Here is a 26,009-nt window from a genome sequence, read left to right on the forward strand (position 1 = left end):
AAATCTCTTTATAATGGCCCCACCCCGACGCATTGTGCGCGGAAGGAATCCGCTACCCATCATAAAAATCGAAAGGATGTACTCAATGAAGCACTTCGAGGTCAATTTCGACGGACTGGTCGGCCCGACCCACAACTACGCCGGTCTCTCCTACGGCAACGTCGCCTCCCAGAACAACGCTCAGGAAGCCTCCAACCCGAAAGAGGCGGCCAAACAGGGGCTACGCAAGATGAAGGCGCTGACCGAGCTCGGCATGACCCAGGGGGTGCTGGCGCCACAAGAGCGCCCCGATCTTGCCACCCTGCGCCGCCTCGGCTTTACCGGCAGCGATGCCCGGGTGCTGGAACAGGCCGCCAAACAGGCTCCTGCCGTACTGGCCGCCTGCTATTCGGCCTCCAGCATGTGGACTGCCAACGCCGCCACCGTCTCCCCGAGTGCCGATACTCAGGATGGTCGCATTCACTTCACCCCCGCCAACCTGACCAACAAGTTTCACCGCTCCCTCGAGCCGGATGTCACTGGCCGGATCCTGCGCGCAGTGTTCAATAACGAGCGCCACTTCAGCCACCACCTCCATCTGCCGGAGAACGATCACTTCGGCGATGAGGGGGCAGCCAACCACACCCGGCTCTGCCGCGCCTATGGCGAAGCGGGTGTCGAGCTGTTCGTCTATGGCCGCAGCGCCTTTGATCTCTCCCGCCCGGCACCAAAGCGCTATCCGGCCCGCCAGACTCTGGAGGCAAGTCAGGCCATCGCCCGCCTGCATGGTCTTGATGAGGAGAGCGTGGTCTTTATCCAGCAAAATCCGGAGGTGATCGATCAGGGGGTATTCCACAACGACGTGATCGCTGTGGGTAACCAGAATGTACTCTTCTTCCACCAGCAGGCATTTCTCAACACCAAACAGGCGCTGGCCGAGGTGCAGACCAAGTTTGGCGAAGGGGAGCTGCACTTTATCGAGGTGCCGACCGCCGAGGTATCTGTGCTGGATGCAGTGAAATCCTATCTGTTCAACACCCAGATCCTCACCCTGCCCAATGGCGAAATGGCGATCATCGCCCCCACCGAGTGCCGCGACAATCCGGCGGTGTCGGCGTACCTGAACAAGCTGCTGACCATGAACACACCGATCAAGGCCGTTCACTACATGGACGTCAAGCAGAGCATGCGCAACGGCGGCGGCCCCGCCTGTCTGCGGCTGCGGGTCGCCATGAACGATGCCGAACTCGCGGCTGTCAATCAGGCCTGCCTGATCAACGACAGCCAGTTCACCCGCCTCGATGGCTGGGTCGATCGCCACTATCGTGACCGCCTGACCCTGGACGATCTGCGTGATCCGACCCTGGTGCAGGAGTCTCGCAGCGCACTGGACGAGCTGACCCAGATCCTGAAACTGGGGTCCATCTACCCGTTCCAGCGCTAATCATCGCACCAGAGCTCAAGCTCAATTCAGCAAAAGACCGCTATGTCAGGCGGTCTTTTTGTCTGTCTCTCAACAAATTCTGAATTTTTCGACCTGAGCCCGCAACGGGACTGCATAGAAAAGCAGCGCACAACTTGCTGATAAGTCTGAATTTTGAGCACGATGTATCAAAAAATCGACGAACAGTCATTTTTTGCTGCCAGAAACGCTTCAAGGGGTTCACAAAGAGCGAAGATCTGTTAGTATGCGCCTCGCACTTGGGGAGGGGTTCCCGAGCGGCCAAAGGGATCAGACTGTAAATCTGACGGCTCTGCCTTCGAAGGTTCGAATCCTTCTCCCTCCACCATCAAGTGCAACAATCAGGAAAATACCCCGTGGAGGGGTTCCCGAGCGGCCAAAGGGATCAGACTGTAAATCTGACGGCTCTGCCTTCGAAGGTTCGAATCCTTCTCCCTCCACCATCTTCCTGAACAAAATATGCAATACCCCTGTGGAGGGGTTCCCGAGCGGCCAAAGGGATCAGACTGTAAATCTGACGGCTCTGCCTTCGAAGGTTCGAATCCTTCTCCCTCCACCATCATTCAAGAAAGCCCGGCCTAGCGCCGGGTTTTCGCTTTTCCAGCCCATGCTACCTAACCATCTTGTCAGATCTGACAGTTGCATTTGCAACCCATCATGTTCAATTTATCACCACCTATACCAGAGTATTCACATCATGTTTGAGATCTGGGACGAACATGGCCATGCCACAGGGCTCACCCTGCAAGCCCTGAAAAAGCGCATGGAGGGCTATCAGGGCGACCTGATGGTTCGCTACAGCAACAAGCTGGGCCTGCCCACGACGCTCTTCGTGACAGTGAAGCAGGGTATTCCCTATCAGCGCTTCAAAGCGGGCAGCCCCAGACTTGACTGGGAGTGGCTGGCTGGCGCCACCAATGGCGCCATGCCTCGCACCATTCGCGAACAGCGCTTCGAGATGGCGCTTGCAGCCATCCACTAGATTACTGACTCACACCGCCAGCTCATCGACCAGCTGCTGTAACAGCGCACAAAACCGCGCAAGTTCATCGCCACACGCTGCGGCACCTTGTTGACGGATCCGCTCCTCCAGCCGCCAGCCCTGCTCAGCAGCCTCCGGGATCATCATGGCGAGCGTACCCGCCTGACGGTGCACCCACTCGGCCAAGGCGATGTCTTCTTGCGGACGCATGCCAAGTCCACGCTCCAGTTCGTGACGACACAGCTGCAACGCCTGTCGCAACGGCTCACCTGCACCAAACAACGAGCTCACCACCGCGAGGTCGAGTAGCCGTTCGGAGGGGAGGATATGCCACTTCAGCAACATCTGGCGCAATCCAGCCAGCAGTACCGGCTTGCCGAGCAGATCATCCATCCCGGCGGCAAAGCAGCGTTCGCGCTGTTCCGGCAACACGTTGGCGGTCATGGCGATGATCAGCAACCGCTCATCCAGATCCTCCTGCTCGCGCACCTTGCGGGTGAACTCGTAGCCGTCCATCACCGGCATCTGGCAGTCGCACAGCACCAGATCGTAAGGAGTGCGCGCCACCATCTCCAGCGCCTGCTCCCCCTGCCCGGCCAGATCACAATGCAAGCCAAGCTGGCCAAGCTGGCGCATCACCAACGACTGGTTTAGCGGGTTATCCTCCACCAGCAGGATCCGGTAGGGCAGCAGCTCGCCGGCTTCAGCCTGTTCGCGCAGCGGGGCCGGCAGCAAGGCATCGGCCAATCCCAGCTGGCGATAACACACCTCGCGTACCGCATGCCAGGTCAGAGGATTGCTGTTGAGCAGATAACGCCCCGCTTCGCGCCGATAACCCATGGGCGAATTCAGCTCTACCAACCCGATCGCATCACTGGGAGCCTGTTCGCTGTCGCTAAAGTGCAGCTCCGCCCCACCCGCGTGCCCGGTGCAGCTCACCCCCAGCGCACCGAGGTGCAGCAACAGGGTGTGACGCAATTTCTCATCGCGCAGCTCGATGACAGCATGCATCCCGGCGAGGTGCGGATCTGGCTCGGAGTGGGCCACAACCGGCAGAGTCACGGTCAGCGTGATAAAGGTGCCAAGGCCCGGCGAGCTCTGCAGTCCAATCTCTCCCTGCATCAATCCGGCAAGGGTGTGACAGATGCTTAGCCCCAACCCGCTGCCGCCGTAACTGCGGGTAGTCGAGCTCTCCGCCTGTTCAAAAGCGTTGAAGATCCGGCTTTGCGCCTCGTCACTCATGCCAATCCCGCTATCTCGTACCCCGAACTGCAGCCGCTGCCTCCCCTCTGCCTCCTGCAGTACCGCGAGGGAAAGCTCGATAAAACCGCGCTCGGTAAACTTGATGGCATTGCTGACAAAGTTGAAGAGGATCTGGCGCAGTCTTAGCACATCGCCATGAAGACGGGCGGCTACCTCCTGATCCGCCAGCAGATAGACTCGCAGTCCCTTGTGCTGTACCTCGCTGACCGTCATGGTCAGCACGCTATCAATCAGCTCGCGCATCAGGAATGGTACTTCGTCGAGCACCATCTTGCCCGCCTCCAGCTTGGCGTAGTCGAGCACGTTGTCGATCAGCGCATGCAACCCCTGCGCGCCCCGGTTGATGATCTCCACCATCTGGCGCTGATCTTCGCTCAACCCGGTCAGCGAAAGCTGCTCCGCCATACCGACGATGCCGTTCATCGGGGTACGGATCTCGTGGCTCATGGTGGCCAGAAATTCACCCTTTATGGTGGCAGCCGACTCGGCCCGCACCTTGGCGCTGGCCAGTGCCAGCTCGACCTGATGCCGGCGGGTGATCTCCTGCCGCAAGCGCCAGTAAGCGACCAGCAGCGTCAGGATAAACAAGCTGATGGCCAGCCCGACCGGCAGCAGGGTGCGCACCAGTTTCGCCCTGGGGATCCCTTCGCTGTAATTGAGCGCCAACCAGCTGTTGCGGATCTGGCGCTGCTCCTTGTCGCTCATGCTGGCCAGCACCCGGTTCACCAAAGGCAACAAGGGTGCGTATGGCTCACGTACCGCCACAGCCAGCTCATCCTTGAAAGGGGTTGGCGCGGCGATATGAAGACGGTCATCAAACTGCTCGGCGACAAGACGGGAGACCACCACCAGATTGCCGATATAGGCATCCCCTTGCCCAGCGGCGACACGGGCGAGCCCATCGCTGGCATCACGGGTCGTGGTCAGTTTAAGGGCGGGCACCAGTGCCCTGAGCTCGGGGATCAGCATGCTGTCGGTCAGCAGCAGCTGTTTGCCGGCCAGATCAGAGAGATCCCCGATAGGGAGGCTACCGCGTGCCGTCACCAGCACCAACGGGAATGATGCGAAGGGCTCGCTGGCATGCCAACCCACCAACCGCTCGATGATCCGTGTGGGCAGTACTGCCAGATCCACATCGTGATGCAGCAGCAGTTGTTGCAGTTCGGGCCAGCTCTGTACAGGGATGCTGCTGTATGCCAATCCCAGCTTCTCTTGCAACACGTTCAGATAATCCGCTATCAAGCCGACCGAATTGCCATCCTCATCGTGATAGGAGAAGGGCACCCAGCCGGGGATCAAACCCAGCTTTAGCGGTGGCAGCGTCGAGAGCCAGCCACGCTCATCAGGACGCAGCAAAAAATTGCTGTGCCCCATGAAATTGGGCGTCAGACTCTCCCCCAGCCACCGTTTCTCCAGTTCACTGCGCGCCTCGACCGTCAGCGCCTGAATCGCCGTATCAAGCCGGATAGCAAGAGTGTGTTTCCGGCTGGCAATGCCAAGGTGAAGGGTCTCCATCAACAAGGGTGACTGGGCGACCACTGCCAGTGCCGGGTGACGCTCGATAAACAGGTTGGCCACATGAAGATTGCCGATATAGGCATCTGCCCGACCTTGTTCAACCGCCTGCAATGCGCGGCGGGTATCGACAAAGAGCCGAGGTGTGACATTGGGATAATGCAGTTTCACCAGTTTCTCGGTCAGAAAGCCTTTTTCGATGGCAATGCTTGCGGACTGTAACCGGCTCACATCCCGAAACAGGGGGCTGTCCTGGCGCACCACCACCACAGTCGGCGAGGTGTAGTAAGGCAGGCTATAGGTGACGCACTGGCGCACTTCAGAGTTAAAGGCATCAAGCAGGATATCGAGCTTGCCACGGCAGGCATCGCTATACATGGCTTCCCAGTTCGGATAGATACGCCAGGCAATCCGATAGTCCAGTTTCTTGGCCAACTGCTCCATCAACTCGACACTGAAGCCGGCGGCGGCCTTGCCGTCCCACTGCTGAAAAGGGCCCCATCCTCCGGCCAATATTCCGACTTCAATCGTTGGGACAGAGGGGCCAGATTCCGCCAATACGGCAGGCGTCAAGAAAAAAACAGAGACAATAATTATGAATCGTTTGATTAATGACATAAGCGAACAATATATAGACATAACGATTCAAATATATTTATCAAAAGATATATGCACCTGAAAAAATGGGGTGCGCACGGTAGTATAGAAATGTTAGCTTTGATAGCCTGAATATTATTCACCGTTTTATAAGAGGCTCATCCATGTCCTTCAAGATTATTCTTGCCGATGACCACCCCTTGATTCTGACCGGGATCCGCAGCCTGATTGACCAGATAACCCCCCATTGTGAAGTGATTGCCGAGGCATATCAGGTATCTGACTTGCTGAATTTATTGCAGCAACATCATTGTGATCTGTTGATCACCGATTTCAGCATGCCAGGAGATACCCGTAGCGATGGGCTGGTCATGATCCAGCAGTTGCGCCGGGATTATCCCAATCTTCCCGTTATTGTGCTGACCCAAATCCAGAACAGTGCCATCTTGCAATCCCTTATTCAGGCTGGGGTAAAAGGACTGATACTAAAAAAATCGGTTATTAATGAACTTGCCGATGCCATTCGCCAGATACTGCTCGGCCATCGCTATATTGGCCCGACAGTACAAATGCAGCTGGCCAGTACCGGTATCTCCGGGCAAGGCAACAACAACCCGCTGACGCCCAAGGAGAGTGAAGTAGTGCGCTTGCTGGCCAGCGGCATGTCGGTTACTCAGGTTGCCGACTACCTTCATCGCAGCGTCAAAACCATCAGCACCCAGAAAAAAAGCGCCATGGTACGACTCGGCTTGCAAAGTGATAGCGCTCTATTTCTGTATGCACGGGAGAATGGTCTATATTAACGATTTATTGCGTGACAGGGTCAATAACTGCATCAATAACTATCGTCACATTCCCCTTGTAAGTGCCAGGGAAATCAAGAACACCCTCAACATTTTTACTATTTATCTTGAATAGTAGATAGTCACGTATGGTAGACCCACTCATATTAAATCTTGTGCTTGTTATTGGGCTAAGTAACGTTTCTTGACCTTTATTTCTTCTATAAACATCAAGCGCCATTGATTTGTTATTACTATTGCTTTTTAAAAGGCAATTCTTCAAACCTATAAATTCACACTTCAACGTCATTGCTACAGGTACCGAGCTAATAACTTGCATTGGTAGCAATCCGCTGAGTGTCGGCACTCTACTGGAGTGCCATCCTATTCCATCAGGCTGCAAAACTAATCTGTTACCACCGACAGGAAAAATTACCTTAATCTGATTCCTAACAACCAACCTGAATTCTAAGTCTATGGACTGTGGTGACGGATTGGGAAGATCTCCATAGTCAAAATCCTTATTGGAACCAACAAGTAACCGTAATCTTCCTTGATAAAGTCCATTCGGTAAGGTTTCAATTCCAATCGGTATCAACTTATAACCAAAGAGAATTTTATTTACATTCGCAACACTTTGACCTCCACCTGATGTAAAAGCACGACTATAGCAGCGACCACCTGTTTTTTGCTCAGCTGGGTTGATCTCATAAAGAAGCGTGTCTGTAGATGAAAGATGAGCATCAACTAGCTTGCAATTAGCAACCGGGTCGGCCTGAGCAATATTATTATCCGCTGACAATGCTCTCTTGGTCATAATAAATCCCGTATGAGTAAAAGAAAACTTCATGTCACGGCTATTCCCCTTTCCATCAGACATAACAACATTTTTCTCCCCAGTGAAGTGGTGATGAAAAAGTCTATGCCAGACATACACATTAGATGATAGAGCCCTATCAATATTCGCATCGATTGCAACGATCCTTGACAATCTATTTTCACATACAAATGAGATAGGCAATGTCACACATGGATCTGTTATCCTAAAATCTCCACCCACGCCAGAGTTCAATTGCGCATACTCGGCATTAACATACACTGTTATTCCATAGGAAACAGAACCATAGGTCGATATACACAAAAAAAACAAAACTCTTAGCACTTTGACACCCTATAACAATATGGATAAAAACTGATCGCCAGCACTAATAAAACAATGTACAACATTGTATTGATTAACAGCATGTCATTGAGTTCACCATAAAGTTAACCAAGCGTTATAACGATTTAGTTACTCTTATTTTTGTACGATAACTCTGGGTGAGCATATTAACTCCCCCAACTGAATCACATCAGAATTAACAATTTGTTTCTGTCCCCTTGGTGCACTGTTGCAATTAAGAGTGCCATTATGTTCCACGCTAAATTCTGGCTGTCGTCGACTCGCCTCCAGCGCAAAGAAGCCATCATTTTCGGTAAATGCCCGCCCTATGGGGTTGCTGACCATGGCACCACGCAGCGGCTTGTTTTGCTCGTCCAGCAGGCGACCAATCACAGTAACGGTGCTCACAGCATTCACTTGGCCATAACCCACCCCGCCGCGATTAAGGTGGTAGGGGAGCACGGTCGGCTTGATGGTGAGTGGCATCCCCTCGTGGTCGGCCATCTCCAGTTGCAAGGCACCGCTCTGCAAGGCTGGCACCGAGACCAGATGGCGACCGGGCCCAAGGGTCTGTACGCTGCCCAGATCGTCGCTGACCCGGATCCGCGCCGCCTCATCATCGGCCGCAATATCGAGGATCATCGCCGCCTCATTGCCCATGCCGCCCATATCGCGGGAACCGAGCGCCAGATCCCCTTCATGCCCCAGCGCCAGCACACTCTCCAGGTTGACGCCTCCGGTCACCTCTGCGTTATAGGAGGAGTGCTGGGCAAACAGGTCACCGCCCAACCAGGGCGCCGCGAAGCGGCCATAGCCGGATAGACCGGTACCATAGCTGTCGTGGGTGCTGCCGACGCTGACCTGACGCAACGGGCCCCAATCCACCTCCTGCTGGTAGTTGAGATAGGCGCTGCGCTGGGCACCGCCCGAGCGCGAGGTATTGCTGCCCAGCCCCAGCGACAACTGGCGATCATCTCCCCCCAAGTTGATAGTGAGACTCAGCGTGCTACCGCGATCCCGCTGCTGCGCCGTACTCTCGCTGCCGGGGCGATCGAACAGGGTCACCCCCCAGGTCACCCAACGCCCCCAAAGCCGGTCACTGTAGTTCCATCCCACATCAGCGCCGTTGCCACGACCAGACTGGTGAGAGAGATAGACACCGAGGGTTCCCCACTTATCAAGCGATTGCTGCAATGACAGACTGGACACCGCACTCGCCTCCCCTTGCTTGCGCAGATTGCGCGAATGACTGGCAACCAGACTGCTATTGCCATGCCAGTAGATCCCCTGCAAGTCGTAACCCCACCCCATGCCGACACTCTGGTTGAGGGAGGCAAAGCCGTGGAGCTGACTGGTGGCCTCCCAATCGAGCGAGAGGGAGTGCTGGGCACGCTTGTCCACATACTGGCTACCCGCCCCCACTACCAGCGAGGGAAGCAACAGGTGGTTCACCGCTGCGCCACCACTGGCGCCTTCCAGATCGCTATCTCCCTGCCGCACCAGCCAGCGGGTCTGACGCCCGGCAAACAGGTTGAAACGCCACGGCTCCTCCGGCGTCTGCCAGTTGGAAGGTTTGTAGATCATTTCGTGCCAACGTCGGGTCTCCTGACCATCCTCCAGCAGCCGCAGTTCCACCTCGTAGATACCACCGGGCAGCGAGCGGGTATCGAGCGCCTGCAGACCCGATACGACCGGCTGGGACTGGATCAGGTTGCCATCCCGATAGATCTCCACCATGCCCGGTCGTGCCGGTGCCACCTGGATCGGCGCCAAGCTGGGCACCCCACGTTCCCGGCGCAGCAGATCCGAGCTGCCCCACATCACGCCAAGCACTGTAGGCGTCGCACCACTGTAGTAGTTGGGCTGACGCACCAACCCCTGCGCCGAGGGAAAGAAGAAGCCGAGACGATAAAAATTGGCCTCATGGAGCCGTTCTCCATAGACCTGAGCCATCCCCAGATCAGTTGGCCCACCCTCTTGCCAGGTGGCATCCCCCTCCATAAAAGGGGTCCACTGTCCCCAGCTGCCCTCCAGCTGCAGGTTGTAGTGTCCATTGCGCTGGCTGCCCTGCACCAGGTTCAGCTGATTCTGGACGAGCAAGCCCTTGCTCTCTTGAGGCAACGCCATAAAACGCTGATCCCGCGCCCCCTGCTCCACCTGACCGGTCAGCACCGAGAGCTGGGACTCCTCCAGGCTGTATTGCAACCCCACTATGCCTTCAGGACAGGCCCGGCCACACTCCCCGAGCGGCAGATGACTTCCCAGCTTGCTCAACCAACGTTCACGCGCCCCCTCGTCAAACTCGCTATCCTGCACATCCATCAGTGAGAGAAGTTGTACCGAGTTATCCCGCCCGAGCAGCACCTCCCCATCCCCCAGCAGGCGACCGTCAACGGTGACTCGCACCATCAGCGGGACACCAAAAAAGTGCTCTTCAAACCCTTCGGGCAACTGCCGCGCCTGCTGCAACAGCAGTGCCGGATCTGCCGCTACCAACGGGGCAGAGAGCAACAGCCCGAGCAAGAGAAGAAGAGAACGAACCATGAAGTGCAACCTGAATGCCTGAAATCTTAATTAAAGGGGGCCTGATGGCCCCCGCGTGTTTATGTCAACGGCTACACTTTCGGCGCTTCGGATTCAAACATCATGCTGACAATCCCCTGATAGTTGCCGGGTTTGTAGCCACCGTTTGGTGCCACGGCCGGAACAATCTCCAGCCCAACCTTTTTGCCGGTATTGGCATCCGCCTGGTTCAGCAAGTCGGCGGATGTAGTGGTCAGTGCGACCCCCGCCACCTTGACCGTCAATCCGATGCTCTCCTTGCCACTGATAATGGTGGCGGGATAGAGCAGATAGCCCTTGATGGGGCCAATGGTGCTCTTCATCTCCAGCTGCTTGGTTAATGGCTCCAACTGCTGACTAAAAGAGTTAAAGGCCAGTTTTTGCGGGGTACTCATCCAATCCCCTACGGGCTGCACATAAAAGTTTTCGGTCGGGATCTGCGCCGTTACCGTCACCGTATGCTCTACTCGCTCAGCCGCCATCAGCGTATTGCTCGCTAACAGCAAGGCCGGGATGATCGATAACTTCTTCATAACTACTCCTTCAGGTGTGATTACCTGTCTTGTGATAGATCGGGATTCAGAGCTTTAGCTCCCGGAATACCGACTTTTTCCCTTCAATCAGTTCAAAACGAACCATTCGGGTTGCCTCTTCACTGACCCGCTTTTTAACGCCAGGCAGCAGATGCATCTTCTCCGGCTGACTGCATGACCTCTCTTTTTCGCCACACAGCTCCAGATAATCGAGAATAACGGTGGCATTGCCCCGGTTCTCCACATAAAGGGCCCCGGTTTCACGTTCAATCCGGGTGTCATAACGGGTCTCTTTGGGTGCCACAAACAGAATAGTGCCAAAACCGGTCATGATGCTGACACCGGCACTTATTTGCTGTTGTGGTGGTAATTCGGTTATTTCATCATCCTGTGGCTTGACCGGTACAAAACGCACCCGAAAATAACGTTCCCGTTCCCGCTCTCCCATATAGATAAAGCGGGTGGCCTGCATGCTGCTTGCGGGAATAATCAACCTTGATGGGCTGGTCACCAGCTGACGAACGCCCTCCTCAGGTAACTCCCGCTCCTGTGGCACACCATCAACACCATATACAATCTCGGCCAGCGTTATTTTGACAAAGGCCGTCTCATCACCAATATTTCTAACCCGCTTTAGCAAGGTGCTTTTCTCTGCCGGCATATAGTCATATAAAGTACCAACGCTGATATCCGGCGATGCCAATGCGTTACTGCTCAATATAAACAGCAACAAAACAAAAAATTTATTCATGGGTGTTATCACACTACTAAAATAGAAAGAGACTCTGTCATATCAGAGCTCTAATAAATGTTTACTTGCAAACAATTCAATAATTATATTTTGTTTTGTTGTTCATCATTAAGGCCAGTCTAGATAATGCTCGCACCAAACTTAATCGGAATAATCTGATATTGCCAAACTATTCTCCTCTCTATCTCCCTTTCAATAATCGGACAATTCCTACAGCCAGACTTCTGTTGCCTCTCGTATTATTCGCAGCTATATCCGTCAACAGGTGAGTGCCATGTTTGCGTTCAAAGAAGAGTTTCCGGTCAGTGGCGTGGCATCCCTGACGACAGCGGACATTGCCGTACCCTTTTATCAGCCAATCGTTGACCGGGATCGCAAGATCATCGGCTTTGAAGCGCTGGCCAGACGCTGGGATCCCGCCCGGCAGGGCTACCAGGGTATCGACTTCCTGACTCTGAGCCAGGGTGAAGCTCTGGACATCGATATAGTTATACTGAGAGCAATTTGGCGTGACCTGCCCGTACTGGCACGCCATGCGCCCTGCTCTCTTTCCATTAACTTGAATCCTGCACTTGAGAGCTCGACATACCAGAACCTGCTGTTGCTGGTGATCCTGCAGGCTCGCAAGCTGGGGATAGCGATCTGGTTCGAGGTGCTGGAACACGCGCCGCTCTATCGCAAACATCGCGATCTTATCGAAGTGCTGCGTAGCCACGGCGCTCATATCGCCTGCGATGATTTCGGCACCCAGGAGTGCAATTTTCAGCGGGTGATGGCACTCCCTTACGAGATCATCAAGCTGGATCGCTCCCTGCTGCTACAGGCGAGCAAGAGTAGCCATGCTTTGCGGATGCTGAGCGGTCTGGTGGAGTATCTGCAGCGCTTTGGCATGAAGGTGGTGTGCGAAGGGGTCGAGACCCTGACTCACATCGAGATCGCCAACCAGCTCGGTTGCGACTATCAGCAGGGCTATGCCCACGCCATGCCCGCCCCCCTCTCCCGTTGGGCCTGACAGCGATACACCCCGTCCCTCTTTATCCCTGCCAAATTGCATGATGGCGTGGGGGCGAGTACAATCTCGCACCCCGAATATCTGGCGCATATTTTATAAGCGTGCAGGCTGGATATGCCGTTATCGGGTGGCAGAGCACCATGTAATGGCTCGCGCTGCTACTCAATCCATACGGCGCCATCAGGTGGCGTCGTCCTGATTTGCAATCAGATACGAAGAGTCCGACATGTTTAAACCAGAATTGCTCTCCCCCGCAGGTTCCCTCAAGAACATGCGTTACGCCTACGCCTATGGCGCCGATGCCGTCTATGCCGGCCAACCCCGTTACAGCCTGCGGGTGCGTAACAACGAATTCGATCACGAGAACCTGCAGCTTGGCATCAACGAAGCCCATGCCCTCGGCAAGCAGTTCTACGTGGTTGCCAACATCCAGCCCCACAACTCCAAGCTCAAGACCTTTATCCGCGACATGCGTCCGGTGGTGGAGATGAAGCCGGATGCGCTGATCATGTCCGACCCCGGTCTCATCATGATGATGCGCGAAGCTTTCCCTGATATGCCCATTCACCTGTCGGTGCAGGCCAACGCGGTCAACTGGGCCACGGTGAAGTTCTGGCATCAGATGGGCCTGACCCGGGTCATCCTCTCCCGCGAGCTGTCGCTGGACGAGATCGAAGAGATCCGCATGCAGGTGCCGGAGATGGAGCTGGAAGTGTTCGTTCACGGGGCGCTGTGCATGGCCTACTCCGGCCGTTGCCTGCTCTCCGGCTACATCAACAAGCGTGACCCCAATCAGGGCACCTGCACCAACTCCTGCCGCTGGGAGTACAAGGTACACGAGGGCAAGGAAGACGAAGTGGGCCAGATAGTCCATCGTCAGGAGCCTATCGCCGTGCAGAAAGTTGACCCGACTTTGGGCCTCGGCAAGCCGAGCGATGCACTGGTGCTGCTGGAGGAGTCCAACCGTCCGGGCGAGTACATGAGCGCGTTTGAGGACGAGCACGGCACCTACATCATGAACTCCAAGGACCTGCGTGCCATCGAGCACGTTGAGCGTCTGACCAGGATGGGCGTTCACTCGCTGAAAATCGAAGGCCGCACCAAGTCCTTCTACTACTGCGCCCGCACCGCTCAGGTCTATCGCAAGGCCATCGACGATGCAGTGGCAGGCCGTCCGTTCGATCGCAGCCTGATGGGCACCCTCGAAAACCTGGCTCACCGCGGCTATACCGAGGGCTTCCTGCGCCGTCACAACCACAGCGAATACCAGAACTACGACTACGGCTACTCCGTCTCCGACACCCAGCAGTTTGTCGGCGAGATCACCGGTCGCCGTGGCGACATGGTGGAAGTGGAAGTGAAGAACAAGTTCCTGGTTGGCAACAGCCTGGAGCTGATGACCCCGCAGGGCAACGTCCGCTTCAATCTGGAGCAGATGGAGAACCGCAAAGGCGAGCTCATCGACACCGCGCCGGGCAACGGTCACGTGGTCTATGTGCCGGTTCCCAAAGATCTGGATGTGAACTTCGGTATCCTGCTGCGCAACCTCGGGGATCGCGAAGACACGCGTAACCCCCATACGGCGGCTTGAGATGGCGCTGCTCATCACCGACAAGTGCATCAACTGTGACATGTGCGATCCCGAGTGCCCGAACCAGGCAATCAGCTTAGGGGAGGAGATCTACGAGATCGATCCCGGTCGCTGCACCGAGTGCGTCGGTCACTACGAGAAGCCGACCTGTATCAGTGTCTGCCCCATCGACTGCATCATCTGGGATCCCGCCCATGTGGAGACCGAAGATCAGCTGATGGAGAAGTTTGTGCGGATGCACAGGCAGTAAATGCAAAAGGCCGGGTTATCCCGGCCTTTTTGATCCCCGCTCATCGAATGGGCGCTACTTTTTGTTGACCAACCGATTCAACTCACCCAGCTCCCGCTGCGCCTCCAGCAAGTCGGTCTGAGCCTGTTCCAGCTTGCTCTGCTTGTCGGCCACCTTGCCCGGTTTGCCGGACACTCTGGCCTCCTGCAGTTCAAGCAGGCGCTCATTGACCTCTCCCCGCAGCTTGCTTACCCGTTGTTTCTGCTCCTTGAGGAGTCCTTCGTCGGTACAGTAGGCCTTGATATTGCGCGCGGCCTGTTCCAGCCCGGCAATCTGCCCGGCATTGTTGTGTGCTTTGGCAAACACCAGCTGCTCGTTGACCGCCTGCAGGCGGGCCTTGCAACCGACAGGCTGACTGGCACAGGCCGAGCCCGCCAACAGCAGCAAGCCGGCTCCCAATACTTTCCACATCTCGATTCATCCGGTCTTGTTTGCGAGCTGACCATAAAAACCTCGATCGGCAGCAGGGTCAAGCAAGCGGGAAAAAGGTGCGACAGAAGTTGTGTCATATCACGCAATTGCCACCTTATTGGTTCTACAATGGCGCTCTTTCCAATCGGGAGTCTCTTATGAATCAACAAATTGTGGTGATTGCCAATGGTGCCCCCTATGGCAGCGAATCCCTGTTCAATGCCTTGCGTCTGGCCATTGCCCTCAACGAACAGGGCGGTGCCAGCCTCAAGCTGTTCCTGATGTCCGATGCGGTGAGCGCGGCGCTGGCCGGTCAGGCTCCGGCCGAAGGATACAACTTGCGCCAGATGCTGGAGATCCTGCTGGCACAAGGGGTCACCATTCGCCTGTGCAAAACCTGCACCGATGCTCGTGGTATCACTGCCCTGCCGCTGATCGAGGGCATCGAGATCGGCACCCTGCCGATGCTGGCCCAGTGGACCCTCGCCGCTGACAAGGTACTGACCTTCTAATACCGCTCGCCTTACTATCCAGCCCGATGAAATGGCTCTGTCGACAAGAGCCATTTCAGTCTCCACCCCACAAGTGTCTACACTATCAATTGCAAATTATTTCCAATAAGGCTACGGCAGCGACACGGAGTCCTGCCGCCCCCCTTGATAGAGAGCGGCGATGAAACCCACGGAACAGACCCTGCTGGAGCAGATGCGGATCACCGAATTTGAAATTGCCCATCGCAAAGAGCTGCTTTTGCTGAACGAACAGGATGTCGCTCTGCTGGCAAGTTACAGCGGCAAGATCGAGCCCCATATCGATGAGCTGGTCGACAAGTTTTACCAGCAGCAAACAGCCATCACCGAGATTGCCCTGCTGATAGGCGATGCCGATACCCTCAACCGGCTGCGAGCCGCCCAGCGGCGCTACATTCTCGATCTGTTCAGCGGTCTCTACGATCTGGAGTACGTCAACAACCGGCTGCGGATCGGGCTGGTGCACAAGCGGATCGGCGTCGAACCCAAGCTCTATCTGGCCGCCATCAACACCCTCAAGGCGCTGCTGATCGAAAACATCTTTGACCAAATCGGCAACGAGAGCGAGCGGATCGCCATGCTGGCGGCGCTGGACAAGCTGATCCTGTTCGACATCACGCTGGTCTTCGAAACCTATATCCGCAGCCTGGTGTCAGAGATCGAGTCGTCCAGAGAGAAATCGGAGAACTATGCGAAAAGCCTCGAACAGAAGGTTCGCGAGCGCACCCATCAGCTGGAGGAGCTCAATCGCACCGATGCGCTGACGGGATTGCTCAACGTTCGCCACCTCAATGATCAGCTGCAGCTGACGCTGCGCTCCTGCCAGCGACGAGCCGAACCGGTGGCCATCGCCTACCTCGATATCGACAACTTCAAGCAGATCAACGACAACGAGGGGCACCAGCGCGGGGACGAGATCCTGCGCACCGTCGGTACCTGCATCCGTCAGGTCTTTCGCACCGAGGATAGCTGCTTTCGCTATGGCGGGGATGAGTTCTGCCTGATCCTGCCCAACTGCAACGAGGCGCAGGCGCGGGATATCTATCTCAAGCGGCTGACCCAGGCGATAAAAGATCAACTGGCCGGGATCACCCTCAGTATCGGCATAGTACAGACCGGCCCCGAACACTATGACGAGGGGCTAAACCTGATCCGGCTGGCGGACGAGCGGATGTATGCCGCCAAGCGAGCCCTCAAGACAGTTTCCCCCAAAGAGCGCCATTGAGCACTCAGTTGCTGCCGGGCTTCGACACGGCTGCCGCAGGGTGCCGCACGCGGGCACCCCGTTCATAGAGCCAGAAGATGGCCACGCAGAGCAGCGCCATCAGCAGGAATAGCAGCTGCCCACTCCACTGCTCCAGGATCCAGCCCCCCAGCAAAGCCCCCACGGCGCTGCCCAAGCCCGCAAGCGCACTGGCACCAAAATAGCTCCCCTTGAGATGGCCGGGCGCCATCTGGTCGATCAGCACGTTGAGCAGGGGGAAAAGGATTGTCTCGCCGATGCTAAGCAGCAGTACGGCGGCAAACCAGTGGCTACGCACCAGCGGATCCCCTGCGGCAAACAGCAGCTGGGCCGCCAGAAACAGAGCCATGCCGATATGAAGACGCACCCGCACCGGCCAGCGCGAGAGCAGCCGCAGCAGCGGGAACTGCAGCAACACCACCGTCAGGGCATTGGTCGCCACCAGCAAGGCAACCAGCTCGGCTACCTGCGGCATGCCGGCGCGGGTCAGGTACTGAACCAGTGGCGAGTGAAACTGGGAGTAGACCAGCACCATCAGCAGATTGGCCATCACCAGCAGCAGGAAGGCACGATCTGCCAGCAACACCTGAATGGCATCGCGCAAACCGGGGCCGGCAGCGCCATGACGGTGAGAGGAACCCGCCCGACGAAAGCCCCAGCCAAAGGCGACACCCAGCAGCAGATAGCTCGTGGCCAGAAAGAGGAAGGTCTCCTGCTGGGCATTGATCCCGAGCGTCACCCCGAGCAGTGGCCCCAGCGCGGCACCAAGGTTGAGCAGGAAATAGCGCAGGTGCAGAGCCAGCTCCCGCGCCTTGGCCGACGCCAGACTGTCAGCCATCAGCGCCTTGCCGGGCGCATCGATAAGCCCGGAGGCAAGCCCGCTCCCCATCACTCCGACGCCAAGCCAGAGCACGGAGTGGGAAAAGCCGAGCAAACCAAAACAGAGCATCGCCACCAGACAACCGCCGAGCAAAATGCTGTGCCGCCCGAAGCGGTCCGAAAGCCAGCCGCCGTAGAAACTCACCAGCGTCGAGAGCGCTGCCGAGCCCCCCAGCAGCAGGCCGATGAGGGTTGCCGAGAGGTTATACTCCCGATAGAGCAGGATGGAGAGAAAGGGCCACACCATGTAGTAGCTGGTGCGCACCATGAAGGTGCCCAGAATGACGATCCAGACCAGCGGGGTAAATTGCCTGAAGGTGCTCCATGGCATTGGCCTGCTCCATGGCCCGTAGGGCCCTGCAATGAAAGGGGAAAGCCCTCAGTTTTAACAGAGGGTTTAAATGGATACAACCCTCCTCGCCACGGAGTTGCCTCATCGGCAACACGGCCTGCAACGTGGCCAAAAAACAAGGCCAGCCGGATTACCCCGACTGGCCTCGCTCACCACTTGTCACGCCGTTGCGGGTCGCGACTCAGCGCCAGGGGCTCTGCTGCCACAAGCGGCCAAGCCCGGCTTCCAGCGCCTGTGCGCCCTGCTGCCCCAATTTCTGGGTCAGGCTCTTGGGCCGGCTGTAGCGAATGCCTACCACCTTGTGCTGGCTGGCCTGCGCCAGCAGGTAGTCATCACTGGTACAGAGGCTATCCACCAGCCCCAATCCCTTGGCCTGACTCGCCAGCCAGTGCTCGCCGGTGGTGACCAGATCGATATCGAGCTGCGGCCGGTGCTCGGCAACAAACTGCTTGAAGCGCTCGTGGATGGCGGCCAGCTCCTCGCGAAACTTCTCGCGGCCCAGATCGTCATTCTCGCCAAACATGGTGATGGTGCGCTTGTACTGACCTGCGGTGTGCATCTCGAACTCGATGTCGTGCTTTTTCAGCAGCTTGTTGAAGTTCGGCATCTGGGCGATCACCCCGATGGAGCCCACGATGGCAAACGGCGCAGCCAGGATTTGATCCGCCACGCAGGCCATCATGTAGCCGCCGCTCGCAGCCACCTTGTCGATGGCTACGGTGAGCTTGATCCCCTTGTCACGCAGCCGCTGCAGCTGGGAAGCGGCAAGACCGTAGCCATGCACCACACCGCCACCGGACTCAAGGCGCAGCAACACCTCGTCGCTCGGCTGAGCTACGCCGATGACCGCGCTCACCTCTTCGCGCAGTGATGCAACCTCTTTGGCATCCATGCTGCCATTGAAATCGATGACGAACAGCCGGCTGCGTTCGTCACCCGTCTTGGCGCGCTTTTTCTGCTCCTCTTTCTGCTGCTTCTCCAGCACTTTACGCTCGGCCTTGCTGGCCAGTGCGCTCTTGAGTGCAAACTGCCCCTGCTCCAGTTCGTTAGAAAGATCGGTCACCACCAGCTCGCCCTTGCGCGCCTTGGGTTGACGACTGCTGACCACCATCAGGACGATGGCGCCGATGGCCAGCAAAAAGGTCACGGTTTTGGCCAGAAACAGGCCATATTCGGTCAAAAATGTCACGGTGGACTCCAGAGAGGATCGGTTTTGTCACATTCTAGGGAGTTTGCCGGACGCGCGCAAAAACTCTGCATCAAGCCGTTAAAAATCCAACCTGATACTCACAACCCCTCTATTTTCTTCACATTTTTTCGGCGATGAGCTGGTCAAACCGAGGCGCGGATCAGTACACTTGGCCTCGATTGCCATGCACTTATGGCCGGAATTTGTTAACAGGAGTTGCCATGCTCGATTATCAGGCCCCCCGCGATCTGCTCAGGGAGAAGGTCATTCTGGTCACCGGTGCCGGAGACGGGATCGGCCGCGAAGCCGCCCTCACCTATGCCGCCCACGGCGCCACCGTGATCCTGCTCGGCCGCACCAGCGCCAAACTTGAAGCCGTCTATGACCAGATTGAGGCTGCCGGTTACCCGCTGCCCGCCATCGTTCCGCTCGATCTGAAAACCGCAACCGCCGCCGATTATCGTGGACTGGCCACCACCTTCGCCCGCCAGTTTGGCCGCCTCGACGGCATTCTGTTCAATGCCGGACTGCTCGGCACCCTCTCCCCCTTCGAGCACATTCAGGAGAAGGAGTGGGACGAGGTAATGCAGGTCAACGTCAAATCGGAATTTCTGCTGACCCAGGCGCTGCTACCGCTGGTTCGCCAGAGCGCCAAAGAGCACGGCGATGCCTCCATCGTCTACACCTCCTCCAGTGTGGGCCGCAAAGGACGGGCTTACTGGGGCACTTACGCCATCTCCAAATTTGCCATTGAGGGGATGATGGAAGTGCTGGCGGACGAGCTGGAAAACACCGGCGTGCGGGTCAATACCCTCAACCCGGGTGGCACCCGGACCAAGATGCGGGCCAGCGCCTTCCCGGCGGAAGATCCGATGAACCTCAAGACTCCGGCCGACCTGATGCCGCTCTACCTCTATCTGATGGGAAGCGACAGCCGGGGCAAAACCGGCCAGACCTTTGTGGCGCAGCCCAAATAAATCAACAAAATAACCGGGTTATTGCGAGACAGGGATTAAATTGAATAGGGAGCCTCGGCTCCCTGCATCTCCCTGACTCCACCCTCTCCAATCAGGTTGAACTATGTTTCGTCCCAAAAGCACGTTTGAGCAATGGCGGATCTTTCAGGCAGTGGTCGACTGTGGCGGCTACGCCCAGGCGGCCGAGGCGCTGAACAAGAGCCAGTCCTCCCTCAACCATGCGGTTGCGAAGTTGCAACAGAGTCTGGGGGTGCCCCTGCTGGAAGTGCGCGGCCGCAAGGCGGTGCTGACACCGGCGGGGGAGATCTTCCTCAAGCGGGCGCGCCAGTTGAGTCAGCAAGTGGAGGAGCTGGAGAATCTGGCTAATAACCTGGAGCGGCAGTGGGAGCCGCAGATCAACCTCTACGTCTCGGCGCTACAGCCGAGGGAGCGCCTCTATCGTGCGCTGACCCACTTCTACCCCCGCAGCCGTGGCTGCCGGGTTAATCTGCACGAGCGAATTCACTGCCATTTCAACGCGTTGCAGCCGGGGGATCTGATGCTCTCGGAACATCTGCCGGGGGATCGCACCGGGCTGGTGCTGGACGAGGTGTGCCTGCGCCCGCTCTGCGCCGCCAGCCACCCGCTGGCCCAACTGGAGGGGCCCATCAGCCTCGATGACCTCACCAGCCACAACCAGATCAGCCTTCATCCCCCCATTCACCGCTCGGTGGACTGGAACGACGCAGATGATACCGGCTGGAAGGCGACGCACTACCACGAGGTGATCAGCATGATCCTGCAGGGGCTTGGCTACGCCTGGCTGCCGCGTCATCTGGTGGAAGCAGAGCTGGCCTCCGGTGCGCTGGTGCAGCTCGATCTGGAGAGCGGCAACGAACGCCACCTCTACACCTACCTGCTTACCCTCTCTCCCGAATCACTTGGCCCCGCCACCGAGCTGCTGCTGCGCTGCCTGCGCAACGAGTATCAGGGCGAGCAGAGCCTCTCCGCGCAGGGTAAATAAGCCGCTACCCTTTTCTCCTAGACATTGGGCACCCGCCAGCAGGCGGCCAGCGCCACCATGGCCAGCACCAGTGCCACCATGAAGACACCGTGAAAGCTCCACACCTCCGCCACAATGCCGGCAATGGCGCCCGCCATGATGGAGCCGGTGCGGATGCTGTTCGAGAAGAGCGTGGTGGCAACCCCTGCCCGACCCGGCATCAGATCCTGAAAGTAAGACATGCCGATCCCCGCAACGATACCGATGAAGATGGCGTTGAAGAGCTGCAGCGCGATCAGCGCATAGTGGCTGGTGAAGCTCACCAGTCCGCCATAGAAGATGACACCGGCCAGCACCGCCAGCAGCATCATGGGCCGCTTGCCAAACCGCGCCGTGTAGTAGCCCGCCAGCAGCATGAAGGGGATCTCGAGGGCCGCAGCCGTCCCCATCAGCACCCCCGCCAGCTTCTCGTCCATTCCCAGCTCGCGGGTGATGTAGAGCGGCATATTGATGAGGTACATGCTGTTGCAGGTCCACATCAGGGTGGACGCGATAAACAGCGCCCGCACCGAAGGATCCCGCCAGCTGCTGACCCGCTCGGTCTCTTCGGCCATCTTTGGCAACGGCAGAGAGGGGAGCCAGCGCCAGACCACTAGGGTACAGAGCAGATAGGCAACTGCGGAGGCGAGATACATCACCTCGAAGCCGTAGCCGATGGCCAGCGCAAAGGCGATGGGCGGACCGATGACCCAGGCCAGCGAGAACTGGGCGCGCATCACCGAGCTGAACATGTCAGCCCGTTTGTTGCGGCTGTCGGAGTACTCCCGCGCCAGTGCAAACAGCTGGGGGCTGGCCGTAGCCGCCAGACTGGCCAGCAATACCCCCAGACTCACCAGCAGCCAGTAGTTGCGGTTCCAGGCAAACAGCAAGGAGAGGGCTATGCCGGCAAAACAGCAGCGCAGGATGAGGCGCTTGCGATCCCCCCGGTTGTCGGAGCGATGGCCCAGCCACTGGCTGATCAGGATGCCGACCACGGCATTGATGGTGTAAAAGAAGCCCACCAGAAAGGGGCGCACCTGAACCTCTTGTGCAAGAAAGAGGCTCAAGGTTGGCACCTGAAGCGCCACCGCCACACCGGTCATGAAGGTGACAACAAGAAAGGAGAGGGATACGGGATCGGGGCGTCTTGTTACCGCCGTCAGCAAGGCCATAGGATTACCATTCGTCGCGAAGCAGAAAATACGGAAGGTCAGAGCAGCAACCGCATGAAAAAACCGCACTTATCTTATGTCATTATCAAGAGCCGGCTCAAGGCTGCTCACCCCGGGGTTGTCGCTTGCGGGGCGGGCCGCGACCCCGTAGAGTGAAAGCCCATCTGGCCAGCACAAGGAGTTCGCATGTTTGATTTTGATCGGGAAGTTGACCGCAGTGGCACCATGAGTCTGAAGTGGGACAAGTACAAGGGCCAGGATGTGTTGCCCATGTGGGTTGCCGACACCGACTTTGTCTCTCCGCCATCCGTGATCGAGGCGCTCACCCAACGGGTTGCTCACGGCATTTTCGGCTACTCTCGCCCCTCCCCCCGCCTGATCGAACTCATCATCGAACGGCTGGCCACCCGTTATGGCTGGGCCATCCAGCCGGAGTGGCTGGTCTTTCTGCCCGGCGTGGTACCTGGGCTCAACCTTGCCTGCAAGGCGTGGAGCCAGCATGGCCGCGGCATCATCACCCCCAAGCCGGTCTACTACCCCTTCCTGCAGGCGCCGGGCTTCAACGACCGTCCCCTGCTCACCGTCCCCATGGTGGAAGAGGCCGGTCGCTGGGTGCTGGATCTTGCAGAACTGGAGCGCCAGGCCCCCTCGGCTGACCTGCTGCTGCTCTGCAACCCCCACAACCCGGGCGGTACCGTCTTCACCCGCGAGGAGCTGCTGGCCATCGACGCCATCGCCGAGCGCCACAATCTGGTGATCTGCTCAGACGAGATCCACTGCGACCTGCTGCTGGACAAGTCGGCCCGCCACATCCCCTACGGCGCCATCAGCCCGGAGGCAGCCGAGCGCTGCGCCGTGATGATGGCTCCGAGCAAAACCTTCAACATCGCCGGCCTCTGCTGCTCCTTTGCCGTGGTGCCCAATGCCCGTCTGCGCTTCCGTTTGCAACAGGCGATGCGCGGCATCAGCGCCGACGTCAACCTGCTCGGCTTTGTGGCGGCTGAAGCTGCCTATGAGGGTGGCGAGCAGTGGCTCTGCGAACAACTCGACTATCTGGCGGCCAATCTGGCCCTGATCCAGCAGGCCGTCGCCCGCTGGCCCGGTGTCGAGCTGGCCAGCCATCAGGCGACGTATCTGGCCTGGATCGATGTGAGCGCGCTCGAACTGGACGATCCCGTCGCCTTCTTTGAACAGGCTGGGGTCGGTCTCTCGCCGGGAGCCCAGTTTGGCAATGGCCAGTTCGTTCGCCTCAACTTCGGCTGCACCAAAGCGCGTCTGGTCGAGGCTCTGGCGCGGATGGAACGGGCCATCCTGAGCCACGGCAAACAGTAACAACTGACAGGACGGGCAGTGCCCGTCCCCTTTTCCTGCACCACCAGCCAGCGGTTAACTATGTACCCACGGATTTTGCGTCACCTCCTGCTCTCACTCGGCATCCTGCTCCCCTTCGGCAGTCAGGCGCTGACCATCGGCACGGGCCCCCTCAATGGCGTCTACTACCCCACGGGAGGCGCCATCTGCCGGGTGCTCAATGTCGATCACGCCCTGCATGGCGACAGCTGTACGGTGCAGAGCACCCGCGGTGCTCTGGCCAATCTCAAGGCGCTGAACAAGGGAGAAGTGCAGCTGGCACTGGTGCAGTCCGACGTGCTCCACCATGCACTCCATGGCACCGGCCCCTTCAGCGGACAGGGAGCCAATCACAAGCTGCGCAGCCTGTTTCGCCTCTATCAGGAGTCGCTGACCCTGCTGGCCAGTGCCAACAGCAATATCACCACTCTGGCCGATATAGAGGGCAAGCGGGTCTACCCGGGCAATGCCGGGGCCGGCGACATGGTGACCAGTCAGGCCCTGATGGGCGCCATGGGGTGGCATCCCAAGCAGTTTGCCGCCTACAAGCTCAAATCACCGCAAACCCCGCTGGAGGGACTCTGTGACGGCACACTGGACGCCGCCTTCGTGGTGGTAGGCCACCCGAGCCAGGCGATCGGCGATCTGATTAGCCGCTGCCAGGTGCGCCTCATCCCTATCGAAGGGGAGCAGATCGACAAACTGCTCAAGCAGCATCCCTACTACCATCGCAGCCAGATCGCCGCCAACCTCTATCCGGGGCAGCTCACCGCCATCAACAATATCGGGATGAGCGCCGAGCTGGTGGCGCTGGCCAGCCTGCCGGATCCCATCGTTCGCACTGTGCGCGACACCCTGCTGGCGCGGGTCAGGCAGTTCAGCCGCCTCCACCCGGCCCTGAGTACCGTGACGCCGGAACAGCTGCAGGCGCAGACCGAGCTGCCGCTGCACCAGGGTATGTCGGATGAAGTGCCCGAACCGCTGCCGCTCGCCCCCGAGCAGCTGATAGCGGGGGAAGCTCCCTCTGCAGCCACCAGTGCGGCCATCTCGACCGGGGTCGCCTCTGAAGTGGCTTCCGGTGCCGTCTCCAGCGCCGATCCCACAGCCAGCAGCGCGGCGGTCGCGACGCAGCCAGCCTCCGAGCCACAACCGACCCAGCTCGAACCTGCCACTTCCGCAGCGGCACCTGCGGTAGCCCCCTCTGACGCGGTATCGACAAGCGGGGAAGTGGCGGCAACAGCCATTCAAGCCAGTGCAGCAGCAGAGACCATGCCAGCAACCGAGCCTGTAGCAGCCAGCAGCAGCGCCGTTGCCACCAGCAGCGCTGTCGCGACGCAATAAAGCGACGCCGCGCTGGTATATCAAACAAACAGAGCAGCCTTGGCTGCTCTGTTTGTTTATCTCGGTTTCTTCCCTATCTCTGCTCGGGCTGTTTATCAGCCCCTGCCAGATAGGGGTTGGGTTTGTGGATCTCCTCCTCCACCCAGACAAGCAGTTGCTTGATAGCGCGCGACAGCACCTGATTCTGGCGCACCACATAACCCAGGCTGGTGCCCGGGAAATCGGTCAGGCTGGCAACCGGCGCTGTCAGATTGAGACGAGGATGCAGGGAGAAGTCCGGCACGATAGCTACGCCAAACCCGGCTTCGGCCCAATCCAGCTGGGCGTCCACGCTGCCCACCTCCATGATGCGGCAAGGGGGGAGCGCCAGCAGCGGCAAGGAGGGATCAATAAGGGCCCTGGTACGGGTGTCATGACCAAGCAGGATCAGGGTCGGCTCATCGAGGGGATCGCTCTCCCCCGCTCTGGCCCGCGCCTGCCAACGGGCGAGACCGTGGCCCAGCGCGCACCAGGTCACCTGCTGCAGTTCGGTGTAGAACAGCGGTTCACTGCGCTTTTGCGCCATCACAAAACCCAGATCCGCCTTGCCGCTTTTGACCAGCTCAGCCGCCTGATCCGAGGTGGTGTTGAACAGGGTGAGGTCGATGCCGGGAAACTCCCGCTTGAAGCGCTGAAACGGCTGAATGAGCAACAGGCGCGAGATGATATCGCTGGCCGCGATGGCCAGTGTCCCCTGACTCAACTGGTTGAGAGCATTGAGATCGGATTGGCAAAGCTGGAGTTCGGCGATGGCCCGCTCGGCGCTTTGCAACAGCCGCTCGCCAGCCTGAGTCAGACGAAAGGGGCTGCGCTCGATAAGCCGCACTCGGGTCGCCTGCTCCAACCGCTTGATATGCAGACTAACGTTGGGCTGGGTCATGTGCAGTTCGGTGGCGGTCTGGCCAAAGTGCTGCAACCGGGCCAGGGTGATGAAGGTTTGCAGCCAGTGGATGTCCAGCATAAGACTCCCTCAACTCACTGTTCATTGGGCTCTGCGCGGCGATCTTGCGGCCACATGCCGATAA

Annotated in this window: 22 protein-coding genes and 3 tRNA genes; 15 read left to right on the forward strand and 10 right to left on the reverse strand. The window is 58.1% G+C overall.

Annotation, left to right across the window (positions count from 1 at the left end; genetic code table 11):
- The first annotated feature begins 85 nt into the window (after positions 1-85).
- From astB to I6L40_RS17510, 5 genes are all read left to right on the forward strand, one after another.
- A complete protein-coding gene (gene astB, locus I6L40_RS17490) occupies positions 86-1,423 on the forward strand; it encodes an N-succinylarginine dihydrolase (protein ID WP_071915085.1) in 1,338 nt (445 codons plus the stop codon).
- 261 nt (positions 1,424-1,684) lie between these two features.
- Positions 1,685-1,769 (forward strand) — tRNA-Tyr (locus I6L40_RS17495).
- A gap of 30 nt (positions 1,770-1,799) precedes the next feature.
- Positions 1,800-1,884, forward strand: a tRNA-Tyr gene (locus I6L40_RS17500).
- 31 nt (positions 1,885-1,915) lie between these two features.
- Positions 1,916-2,000 (forward strand) — tRNA-Tyr (locus I6L40_RS17505).
- A 138-nt stretch (positions 2,001-2,138) separates the two neighbouring features.
- Complete coding sequence (locus I6L40_RS17510) at positions 2,139-2,423, forward strand: hypothetical protein (RefSeq protein WP_041210732.1); 285 nt, start codon at positions 2,139-2,141, stop codon at positions 2,421-2,423.
- Between the two features lie 9 nt (positions 2,424-2,432).
- Here I6L40_RS17510 and I6L40_RS17515 read toward each other — a convergent pair whose 3' ends face one another.
- Positions 2,433-5,645: a transporter substrate-binding domain-containing protein gene (locus I6L40_RS17515; RefSeq protein WP_367948935.1), complete on the reverse strand. Its 3,213-nt coding sequence runs from the start codon at positions 5,643-5,645 to the stop codon at positions 2,433-2,435.
- A gap of 317 nt (positions 5,646-5,962) precedes the next feature.
- Here I6L40_RS17515 and I6L40_RS17520 point away from each other — a divergent pair, with 317 nt between their 5' ends.
- Positions 5,963-6,601 (forward strand): response regulator transcription factor, encoded by a 639-nt coding sequence (locus tag I6L40_RS17520; protein ID WP_216994649.1) that lies wholly within the window; start codon positions 5,963-5,965, stop codon positions 6,599-6,601.
- A 4-nt stretch (positions 6,602-6,605) separates the two neighbouring features.
- On the opposite strand, the gene I6L40_RS17525 is transcribed toward I6L40_RS17520, so the two are convergent.
- The 4 genes from I6L40_RS17525 to I6L40_RS17540 all read right to left on the reverse strand — a co-directional run bounded on the left by I6L40_RS17525 (position 6,606) and on the right by I6L40_RS17540 (position 11,588).
- Positions 6,606-7,742, reverse strand: coding sequence for a hypothetical protein (locus tag I6L40_RS17525; RefSeq protein WP_143241782.1), 1,137 nt, complete (start codon positions 7,740-7,742; stop codon positions 6,606-6,608).
- 135 nt (positions 7,743-7,877) lie between these two features.
- Entirely contained in the window at positions 7,878-10,286 is a 2,409-nt protein-coding gene (locus I6L40_RS17530; RefSeq protein WP_071913185.1) for a TcfC E-set like domain-containing protein, read from the reverse strand.
- 71 nt (positions 10,287-10,357) lie between these two features.
- Positions 10,358-10,837, reverse strand: coding sequence for a CS1 type fimbrial major subunit (locus I6L40_RS17535; protein WP_043851845.1), 480 nt, complete (start codon positions 10,835-10,837; stop codon positions 10,358-10,360).
- A 46-nt stretch (positions 10,838-10,883) separates the two neighbouring features.
- Positions 10,884-11,588 (reverse strand): hypothetical protein, encoded by a 705-nt coding sequence (locus I6L40_RS17540; protein ID WP_071913183.1) that lies wholly within the window; start codon positions 11,586-11,588, stop codon positions 10,884-10,886.
- A 274-nt stretch (positions 11,589-11,862) separates the two neighbouring features.
- Here I6L40_RS17540 and I6L40_RS17545 point away from each other — a divergent pair, with 274 nt between their 5' ends.
- From I6L40_RS17545 to I6L40_RS17555, 3 genes are all read left to right on the forward strand, one after another.
- Entirely contained in the window at positions 11,863-12,600 is a 738-nt protein-coding gene (locus I6L40_RS17545; RefSeq protein WP_071913181.1) for an EAL domain-containing protein, read from the forward strand.
- Between the two features lie 226 nt (positions 12,601-12,826).
- Positions 12,827-14,191: a tRNA 5-hydroxyuridine modification protein YegQ gene (gene yegQ / locus I6L40_RS17550; protein ID WP_041210725.1), complete on the forward strand. Its 1,365-nt coding sequence runs from the start codon at positions 12,827-12,829 to the stop codon at positions 14,189-14,191.
- 1 nt (position 14,192) lies between these two features.
- Complete coding sequence (locus I6L40_RS17555; RefSeq protein ID WP_041210724.1) at positions 14,193-14,441, forward strand: YfhL family 4Fe-4S dicluster ferredoxin; 249 nt, start codon at positions 14,193-14,195, stop codon at positions 14,439-14,441.
- A gap of 54 nt (positions 14,442-14,495) precedes the next feature.
- Here I6L40_RS17555 and I6L40_RS17560 read toward each other — a convergent pair whose 3' ends face one another.
- Entirely contained in the window at positions 14,496-14,891 is a 396-nt protein-coding gene (locus I6L40_RS17560) for a DUF1090 domain-containing protein (protein WP_041210723.1), read from the reverse strand.
- A 158-nt stretch (positions 14,892-15,049) separates the two neighbouring features.
- Between I6L40_RS17560 and I6L40_RS17565 the strand changes: the two genes are divergently transcribed.
- Positions 15,050-15,403, forward strand: coding sequence for a DsrE/DsrF/TusD sulfur relay family protein (locus I6L40_RS17565; RefSeq protein WP_041210722.1), 354 nt, complete (start codon positions 15,050-15,052; stop codon positions 15,401-15,403).
- 160 nt (positions 15,404-15,563) lie between these two features.
- A complete protein-coding gene (locus tag I6L40_RS17570) occupies positions 15,564-16,646 on the forward strand; it encodes a protoglobin domain-containing protein (protein ID WP_071913179.1) in 1,083 nt (360 codons plus the stop codon).
- 4 nt (positions 16,647-16,650) lie between these two features.
- Here the strand turns inward: I6L40_RS17570 and I6L40_RS17575 are convergent, their stop codons facing one another.
- Positions 16,651-17,874 (reverse strand): MFS transporter, encoded by a 1,224-nt coding sequence (locus tag I6L40_RS17575; RefSeq protein WP_071913177.1) that lies wholly within the window; start codon positions 17,872-17,874, stop codon positions 16,651-16,653.
- A gap of 202 nt (positions 17,875-18,076) precedes the next feature.
- The gene (gene sohB, locus I6L40_RS17580; RefSeq protein WP_216994650.1) at positions 18,077-19,084 is read right to left on the reverse strand and encodes a protease SohB; all 1,008 of its coding nucleotides are present in this window, start codon (positions 19,082-19,084) and stop codon (positions 18,077-18,079) included.
- Positions 19,085-19,305: 221 nt separating this feature from the next.
- Between sohB and I6L40_RS17585 the strand changes: the two genes are divergently transcribed.
- The gene (locus I6L40_RS17585; protein ID WP_071913173.1) at positions 19,306-20,061 is read left to right on the forward strand and encodes a YciK family oxidoreductase; all 756 of its coding nucleotides are present in this window, start codon (positions 19,306-19,308) and stop codon (positions 20,059-20,061) included.
- 103 nt (positions 20,062-20,164) lie between these two features.
- The gene (locus tag I6L40_RS17590) at positions 20,165-21,064 is read left to right on the forward strand and encodes a LysR family transcriptional regulator (RefSeq protein ID WP_071913171.1); all 900 of its coding nucleotides are present in this window, start codon (positions 20,165-20,167) and stop codon (positions 21,062-21,064) included.
- Between the two features lie 17 nt (positions 21,065-21,081).
- Here the strand turns inward: I6L40_RS17590 and I6L40_RS17595 are convergent, their stop codons facing one another.
- Positions 21,082-22,254 (reverse strand): MFS transporter, encoded by a 1,173-nt coding sequence (locus I6L40_RS17595; protein ID WP_071913169.1) that lies wholly within the window; start codon positions 22,252-22,254, stop codon positions 21,082-21,084.
- A gap of 186 nt (positions 22,255-22,440) precedes the next feature.
- Between I6L40_RS17595 and I6L40_RS17600 the strand changes: the two genes are divergently transcribed.
- Together I6L40_RS17600 and I6L40_RS17605 are read left to right on the forward strand one after the other, a co-directional pair.
- Positions 22,441-23,586 carry a MalY/PatB family protein gene (locus I6L40_RS17600; protein WP_071913167.1) on the forward strand — a complete coding sequence of 382 codons (1,146 nt, stop codon included), beginning with the start codon at positions 22,441-22,443 and terminating at the stop codon, positions 23,584-23,586.
- Positions 23,587-23,646: 60 nt separating this feature from the next.
- Positions 23,647-24,945, forward strand: a complete 1,299-nt coding sequence (locus I6L40_RS17605; RefSeq protein ID WP_071913166.1) for a TAXI family TRAP transporter solute-binding subunit — start codon at positions 23,647-23,649, stop codon at positions 24,943-24,945.
- A gap of 73 nt (positions 24,946-25,018) precedes the next feature.
- Here I6L40_RS17605 and I6L40_RS17610 read toward each other — a convergent pair whose 3' ends face one another.
- The gene (locus I6L40_RS17610) at positions 25,019-25,945 is read right to left on the reverse strand and encodes a LysR family transcriptional regulator (RefSeq protein ID WP_071913164.1); all 927 of its coding nucleotides are present in this window, start codon (positions 25,943-25,945) and stop codon (positions 25,019-25,021) included.
- Between the last annotated feature and the right edge of the window lie 64 nt (positions 25,946-26,009).

The sequence above is a fragment of the Aeromonas sp. FDAARGOS 1410 genome (genome assembly GCF_019048745.1).
In the GTDB taxonomy this organism is placed as follows: Bacteria; Pseudomonadota; Gammaproteobacteria; order Enterobacterales; family Aeromonadaceae; genus Aeromonas; species Aeromonas jandaei.

What these genes read in the sequence shown, in the direction of transcription:
- astB (WP_071915085.1), top strand. Translation starts at nt 86, where the DNA reads ATGAAGCACTTCGAGGTCAATTTCGACGGACTGGTCGGCCCGACCCAC.
- I6L40_RS17510 (WP_041210732.1), top strand. Translation starts at nt 2,139, where the DNA reads ATGTTTGAGATCTGGGACGAACATGGCCATGCCACAGGGCTCACCCTG.
- I6L40_RS17515 (WP_367948935.1), bottom strand. Translation starts at nt 5,645, where the DNA reads ATGGAGCAGTTGGCCAAGAAACTGGACTATCGGATTGCCTGGCGTATC.
- I6L40_RS17520 (WP_216994649.1), top strand. Translation starts at nt 5,963, where the DNA reads ATGTCCTTCAAGATTATTCTTGCCGATGACCACCCCTTGATTCTGACC.
- I6L40_RS17530 (WP_071913185.1), bottom strand. Translation starts at nt 10,286, where the DNA reads ATGGTTCGTTCTCTTCTTCTCTTGCTCGGGCTGTTGCTCTCTGCCCCG.
- I6L40_RS17535 (WP_043851845.1), bottom strand. Translation starts at nt 10,837, where the DNA reads ATGAAGAAGTTATCGATCATCCCGGCCTTGCTGTTAGCGAGCAATACG.
- I6L40_RS17540 (WP_071913183.1), bottom strand. Translation starts at nt 11,588, where the DNA reads ATGAATAAATTTTTTGTTTTGTTGCTGTTTATATTGAGCAGTAACGCA.
- I6L40_RS17545 (WP_071913181.1), top strand. Translation starts at nt 11,863, where the DNA reads ATGTTTGCGTTCAAAGAAGAGTTTCCGGTCAGTGGCGTGGCATCCCTG.
- yegQ (WP_041210725.1), top strand. Translation starts at nt 12,827, where the DNA reads ATGTTTAAACCAGAATTGCTCTCCCCCGCAGGTTCCCTCAAGAACATG.
- I6L40_RS17555 (WP_041210724.1), top strand. Translation starts at nt 14,193, where the DNA reads ATGGCGCTGCTCATCACCGACAAGTGCATCAACTGTGACATGTGCGAT.
- I6L40_RS17560 (WP_041210723.1), bottom strand. Translation starts at nt 14,891, where the DNA reads ATGTGGAAAGTATTGGGAGCCGGCTTGCTGCTGTTGGCGGGCTCGGCC.
- I6L40_RS17565 (WP_041210722.1), top strand. Translation starts at nt 15,050, where the DNA reads ATGAATCAACAAATTGTGGTGATTGCCAATGGTGCCCCCTATGGCAGC.
- I6L40_RS17570 (WP_071913179.1), top strand. Translation starts at nt 15,564, where the DNA reads ATGAAACCCACGGAACAGACCCTGCTGGAGCAGATGCGGATCACCGAA.
- I6L40_RS17575 (WP_071913177.1), bottom strand. Translation starts at nt 17,874, where the DNA reads ATGCCATGGAGCACCTTCAGGCAATTTACCCCGCTGGTCTGGATCGTC.
- I6L40_RS17585 (WP_071913173.1), top strand. Translation starts at nt 19,306, where the DNA reads ATGCTCGATTATCAGGCCCCCCGCGATCTGCTCAGGGAGAAGGTCATT.
- I6L40_RS17590 (WP_071913171.1), top strand. Translation starts at nt 20,165, where the DNA reads ATGTTTCGTCCCAAAAGCACGTTTGAGCAATGGCGGATCTTTCAGGCA.
- I6L40_RS17595 (WP_071913169.1), bottom strand. Translation starts at nt 22,254, where the DNA reads ATGGCCTTGCTGACGGCGGTAACAAGACGCCCCGATCCCGTATCCCTC.
- I6L40_RS17600 (WP_071913167.1), top strand. Translation starts at nt 22,441, where the DNA reads ATGTTTGATTTTGATCGGGAAGTTGACCGCAGTGGCACCATGAGTCTG.
- I6L40_RS17605 (WP_071913166.1), top strand. Translation starts at nt 23,647, where the DNA reads ATGTACCCACGGATTTTGCGTCACCTCCTGCTCTCACTCGGCATCCTG.
- I6L40_RS17610 (WP_071913164.1), bottom strand. Translation starts at nt 25,945, where the DNA reads ATGCTGGACATCCACTGGCTGCAAACCTTCATCACCCTGGCCCGGTTG.